The following is a 6,630-nucleotide window of genomic DNA, read 5'->3' as shown; positions in this document are numbered from 1 at the left end:
AGATAAAAGAAAAAAATAATTGTGTTTTTGGATTAACATCTTTTTTGACCATAGAAAACTGTTGAGTAAAGGAAACATATCCTTTCATTTGTAAACGTTCGATAGTAACGGTAGTCTTCATCATTGGTCTTTTCTTTTTTATGTTTACTTATTTTGGCGAACATGGACTTGGTGACAGTGCATTATATTGTGCTTTTTAGAAAATCAGCAAACCCTAATTAGAATAAACAATTCATATTTTATTTGAAAAATAAGTCATAAAAGCTCAACACAAAATTAACTTTGGGATATTTTTAAACTTAATGACATAAAAAATGATTTAACCATACATGAGATTGACTTCTAAATAGTTGATTTTTTGACTGTTATGCGTGTCAAAACTTTCCTTATAGAAGACTCAAGTAAAAAATATGGTAAAGAAAAATACCAAATAGAATATTATTTTTTGTAAATAATAACCTCTATTCTTTTGTTTAAAATAGCTTCTTCCTGTGAAATACTTGAATGAATAATCCTGATTTCTTTATCAACAACGTCATCCACTATATTATAGCTTTTAAGAAAGGAATTAATAAGCTTTATTTTTCTGTTTGCTGACACAACATCATTTATTGAATCCGAATATCCAACAAAAGTCATGTATTTTTTATCTTCTGTATCATTTATTTGTTTCACAAATTCCAGCAGTTGTGGTTTTATTTCTTCCTTAATTGTAAAACCATCAAACTCAACAAACATTGATTTATTCTTGTTTTTATATTTAGCCTTTGGATTAAAAATAATTTTCACTTTACGCTTAAGTGAATCTTGAGCTTTGATACAAGAATCAGATATGCAATTTTCTAATAAATTTATTTCTCCTTTTGCTTTAATTTCTATTCGATTCTTTTCTACTCCCCTTTCAACAAGATATTTAAAAACAGACTCTGATCGTTTTTTTGATAATTTAATATTGTATTCACTACTACCTTTTGGGTCAGAAAACCCATAAATTCCAATTCTTCTTTTATTATTATCTTTTAATATTTGATATAAAGTATCTAATTGTGTTTTGAAGTAATTACTAATACTAAAAGAATCAAATTCAAATAAAATATTGCCAAAAGTTAAATTTACAGGTTCTTTAACTATTTTTATTACCGTATCAACCTTTATTTCAAATGCCTTTTCTTTCTTTTTTAAATTCTCAAAAATATAGATGTCATCATCGCCTTTACCACCAAATCTATTTGAACAGAAAAAACCGCTGTAAGAATTTAAAAACATTAGTCCAAAATCATCAGCATGAGAGTTGATAGGTGATTTTAGGTTTAATGCCTTTGTCCATTTACTATTTGATAATTTTGAAACGAAAATATCCAATCCCCCATAACCTGCTAATCCATTTGAGGCAAAAAACAATTGGTTGTTATCAAAACAAGGAAAAATATCATCACCTAAACTATTAATTTGTTTTCCTAAATTTTTAGGAGTTGTCCATTTGCCATTAATTAAATTTGACATATAAATATCAAAGCCTCCAAAACCGTCTGGTATATTTGAAGAAAAATACATTGTTTTTCCTTGCTTGGTTATAAATGGATGACCAAAAGAATAATAATGAGCAGTGTCAATAAAATTTACTTTTGAAAATTCACCAATTTTATGATTTATTGTATCAATTTGGGCTTTGTAAATTTGAGTATTTACTGGCTTTTGCGGATTGTTAATTTCTGATGTTTTTGAAATATAAACTAAGGAATTTGTTTTGTCAAAAGAAATTTGTCCGTTTCTAAGTTTTTGTTCAATATTGAATGAAATATTTTTGGGCTTTTTTGCTATTAGCTTTTTATCCTTAATTAAAATTGGAGAGTAAAAATATTGAATAAAGGGACTTTGCTCCATTCCGTATTGTAGGTTACTTACTTTTTCGCTGTATGGAGGAATTACTTTTTCATTAATAATTTTACTGTTGTTCTCTGATGCGAAAATAATTCCTTCTTTATAAATATTTGGTGAAAAATTAGCACTTGAATTGTTTATTTTATCTACGGAAAACACATTAAAAGTTGTTTCATTTTTTTTCCAGTATTTTATTGAATCGCATGATGCTAAATGTTTTTTTACATCAGTATTTGTTAGTTGTGAGTATTTTAAAAATTGTTGTTTTGATTTTATAATTTTATTATTATTTTTTAAGGATTCGGCATAATAAAAATATATTATTGGATTTTCTTCAGCAATAGGAAGTAGTTTTTTAAATGTGCTTTCCGCATTTTTGTAATCTTGGACATTAAAATAACAAATACCTAATTGGCTTAATGCTTTAAAATTATTATCAGCAATTTTATTGTTCTTATAAAATTCAATTGTTTTTGAATATTCAAAATTTTCAAATAATTCATCAGCAATTTGAGCTTGTAAAAAGTTAATTTGTAAGCTAAAAAAAATAAAGAAAAAAACTGAAACGAAAATATGTTTTATCTGACACTTCATTATTGCTGGATTATCAAAATTTAAAATTAATTTTTTATAAAGAACATTAAATATTATGGAGTATATAATCGGTTTCTTTTATTCCAAGGGGTTTTATGACTGTTGCTTAAATTATTTTTTTGATTAAATCTTACGCTTAGGCATATTTCATGAGAACCATTGTTATAGTTTTGAATATCTGAAATGGAATAATCATATGAATATCCAATGCTAAAAATATCTTTGCTAAAACCCATCAATGCAATAACAGCATCTTCATGCCTGTAGGATGCACCTATCCAAACAGTGTTTTTGTAGGTGAAAGTTGTGTTTACATCTACTTGATAAGGCATTGTTTCAATACTTCTTACAAGAAAAGATGGAGTTAATACAAGATTTTCACTAAGGTTGAAGCCATAACCGCCAGACAAATAGTAGGTTCTGTTTACTGTATTTGGAATATCATTCATGGTATTAAACAAATCAACCTTTGATTGAATAAGATGATGTGCAGAAACACCGATAAAGTATTTGCTTCCCGAATAATAATAAATTCCAAAATTTGCATCAGGTGCCAACATGCTTTGATGAAGATTGTTAATTGCTACATCATTCGGTTCATCAGTTGTTAATTTTGTTGCATCAAATACATTTTGAAACAATAAAGCTGACAAACCAAAGGATAATTTACTATCATTGTTTTTAGAAAGTTTAATTTGATATGCAAGAGAAAAATTAAACCCCGTTCTTCTTGTTGGGCCACAAACATCATTGAATAAGTATCCGCCTAATCCTAAGTTTTTACCAGCATAAGCATGGTATGAAACAGATTGAGTAACAGGTGCTCCTTCAATTCCAGCCCATTGTCTTCTAAAGGTGGTCGTTAATGGATTGTAGTCTTTTGTTCCGGCAATTGCAGGATTTAATAGAAAATCATCATTTAAATATTGAGACCTCAAAGACAATTGTTGTCCGAAAATAATGTTTCCTGAAAATAGGACAAATATAAAAATTAGTAATCGTTTCATTTGTTTTTATTTTTAATTTTTCTGATTATATTATTTGACAATGGTTATTAAACCATTATTTGGTTTTAATTTTTTTTCAGAGTTAAAAATATAAAAGTAAGTACCAGCAGGTAATGGACTTCCGTTAAAGTTTCCATCCCATTCTTTTGGATATCCTTTATCCGATTCGAACACAAGATTTCCCCACTTATTAAATATTTTAACGATGCAATTAGGATAGTAATGTACATTCCTTATTACCCATGTATCGTTTATCCCATCACCATTAGGAGTAAATGCAGTAGGAATATTTATACATTCACCAGCATTTTCACCAACAATAATGTTCTTTGTTAGTGTACATCCCATAAAATCCTTTACTGTAAAAGAGTATGTCCCTTTTGAGATATTTTCAATTTTTTTGAGTGTGTCTCCTGTTGACCATTGATAAGAATATGTTCCATTACCTCCTGAAAAGTTAAATGTTTCTATTTTACCATCTTCTCCATTTGAACATGAAGCATCTCTTACTAAATAATCAAAATGGATAGAATCCATTTGAGAAACTGTATCAATAATTGAAATACTACATCCATTGGAGTCTCTTACATCAAGAGTATAAATACCAGGATATATATTGTTCAAATCTTTGGTAGTATCTCCTGAAGACCAATCAAATGAGTATGGAAGAACTCCCCCCGAAACATCAATTTTAATGTTTCCGTTAGGTCCACCAAAGCAGGGTGTTTCTGTTGCTTCTGATGAAATTATTAAGGCTGTAGGTTCGTTAATTATATAAGTAAAGGAAGATGTACAATTTAATGAATCTGAAACTGTAACGGTGTATTTATTCGATTTTAGATTGTAAACATCTTCAGTAATAGTACTAAGTACATAATCAGAATTTCGCCATTCATAATAATATGGTTGTGTTCCTCCTGTAACCGAAATATCTATTGATCCATGTTCCTCATTATAACATTTGTTATTAACAACTTTGGAAGTTGCATCAATTTCTTTTGATTGAAAAATTCCAATTGTATCAAAAGCTAAAATGCCGTTTTTATCAATTACTTCAATGGTATAAGTTCCAGCAGTAAGATTTGTTATTTTGGAAATAGTATCGCCATTTGACCATTTGTAATTGTAAGGTGGTGTACCTCCTTGTGTAAGCAGTTCAATCCATCCGTTGTTTCCACCAAAACAACTTACGTCTTGTGTGTTATTATTGATTTGTATTGCAGAAAGTGGTTGTTCTAAAATGATGCTATCTGAAATTAAGCAATTGTTAAAATCTATAATATCAACAATATATTTTCCTGCTACAATATTTTCTTGATTTTTTGTAGAAGTACCATTTGACCAAACAAAGGAATAGGGCTTTACTCCTCCGCTTACATTAAGATTTATTTTCCCATCACTTCCTCCATAAGCACTAATGTTTTCTCCTGTAATGTTTGATTGTAATTGTGGAGGTGAAAAAATTTCAATTGAATCATTAGAAATACAATTGTTTTTATCAGTTATTGTTAAATAATATTTGTCGGCTACAACGTTTGAAAGATTTTGGCTTGTAACACTTAATTTATAAGACGAATTACTCCATTCAAAACTATAAGGTTTTACTCCTCCGCTAACAGTATTTGTTATTTGGCAATTATTTGCTCCAAAACATTTCGCATTTGTTCCTGATAATGTATTGGTTAGTTGTGTTGGTTGTGAAATTGAAATATTATCTGTCAGAATGCAATTATTTGCATCGGTAACAACAACATTGTAATTGCCAATATTTAAATCAGAAATATCTTCATTAAAGTAACTACTGTTGTTCCAATTGTAACTATATGGCGGTGTGCCTCCTTGTACGGAAATATCAATTGAACCATCACTAGCCTGAAAGCAACTTACATCATTTTTTATTGAAGTATTGTTTAAAGCATAATTTGGTTCTGTAATTATTGCACTATCCTTAACTTTACATGAAGGATTATTTGATTCACTAATAGTTACAATATATTTATTGGCCTTAAGATTGTTTAAATCCTGCATTGTAGAACTATTTGACCAAACGTAATTAAATAAACCTGTTCCTCCGCTTACCGATAAGTTTATTGATCCGCTTTGATTTCCTTTACATTTTACATCAACTGTGCTTATTGAGCTTTGAATTGGAGGTGGTTGAGTAATAGTTGCAATATCGGTTGAGGTTAATCCTGTCCCTAAATCAGTAACATGAACATTATAAATCCCTGCTTTAAGATTAGAGATTGTAGATGTTGTAGAACTTGTATTAATAAATGCTCCGTTTGACCAATTATAAGTATAAGGACCCACACCATTGGTTACTGTTGTAGTAATACTTCCTGTTGAGTCATTATAACATGTTAAGTTATTTGAAGTAGTGTTTAGGATTGGACCTGAGGATGGACTTGTCATTGAGAATAAACTCAATGATAAGGATAAAAAAGCAACACTAAAAGTCAGAAATTTAAGTTTCATAGTAAATATTATTAAATTCTATTTTACAATTGTAACAGTACCTGTATAAGGTTTTTCTCCATTATTAAGTTCAATCACGTAAAAGTATGTTCCCGATGGAAGTTTTTTTCCTTTAAAATTTCCATCCCAAGGTATTTTGTATCCATTTGACTGATAAATTTCATTACCCCATCTGTTAAATACTTTTATTACTGCTGTTGGATATAAATCAACATTTCTTAATATCCAAGTATCGTTTGTTCCATCACCATTCGGAGTAAAAGATGAAGGAATATTTATGCAATTTGATTCATTGAAATTTATTTTTAGGTTATCAATTTGTACTTTACAATTATTATTATCAGTGATCTCTATTGAATAAATCCCGGATACTTTGTTGAAAATATTCTGAGTTGTGTCTCCTGTTGACCATAAAAACTTGTAGTTTTCAGCTCCGCCAGAAACATTAAGTAAAATGCTTCCGTCTGATTGGTCATTGCAACTTATTTCCGAAATTTCATAATCAATCATGATTTGGGAAAACTGACTAACTTCAATACTTTCTTCAATTTTACAGTCTTTGTTATCCATTACTAAAATTTCATAGATACCTGCTGAAAGCTGAGAGATATCTTCGGTTTTATCTCCTGTTGACCAATTAAAATCATAAGGAGATGTGCCACCGTTGATG

The 6,630-nt window shown here is 29.0% G+C and carries 4 protein-coding genes; all 4 read right to left on the bottom strand.

What is annotated here, in order from left to right:
* Nucleotides 1-438: 438 nt before the first annotated feature.
* Nucleotides 439-2,475: an OmpA family protein gene (locus tag U9R42_15395; protein MEA3497409.1), complete on the bottom strand. Its 2,037-nt coding sequence runs from the start codon at nt 2,473-2,475 to the stop codon at nt 439-441.
* Between the two features lie 53 nt (nt 2,476-2,528).
* Complete coding sequence (locus tag U9R42_15390; GenBank protein ID MEA3497408.1) at nt 2,529-3,482, bottom strand: type IX secretion system membrane protein PorP/SprF; 954 nt, start codon at nt 3,480-3,482, stop codon at nt 2,529-2,531.
* Between the two features lie 30 nt (nt 3,483-3,512).
* Nucleotides 3,513-5,960: a gliding motility-associated C-terminal domain-containing protein gene (locus tag U9R42_15385; protein ID MEA3497407.1), complete on the bottom strand. Its 2,448-nt coding sequence runs from the start codon at nt 5,958-5,960 to the stop codon at nt 3,513-3,515.
* 18 nt (nt 5,961-5,978) lie between these two features.
* Nucleotides 5,979-6,630 (bottom strand): gliding motility-associated C-terminal domain-containing protein (locus U9R42_15380; GenBank protein MEA3497406.1); only part of this gene is annotated, 652 nt, incomplete at its 5' end.

The sequence above is a fragment of the Bacteroidota bacterium genome, assembly GCA_034723125.1.
GTDB lineage: Bacteria > Bacteroidota > Bacteroidia > CAILMK01 > JAAYUY01 > JAYEOP01.
Note: the sequence above shows the minus strand (reverse complement) of the source record. Positions and strands in the feature narration are given on the sequence as shown.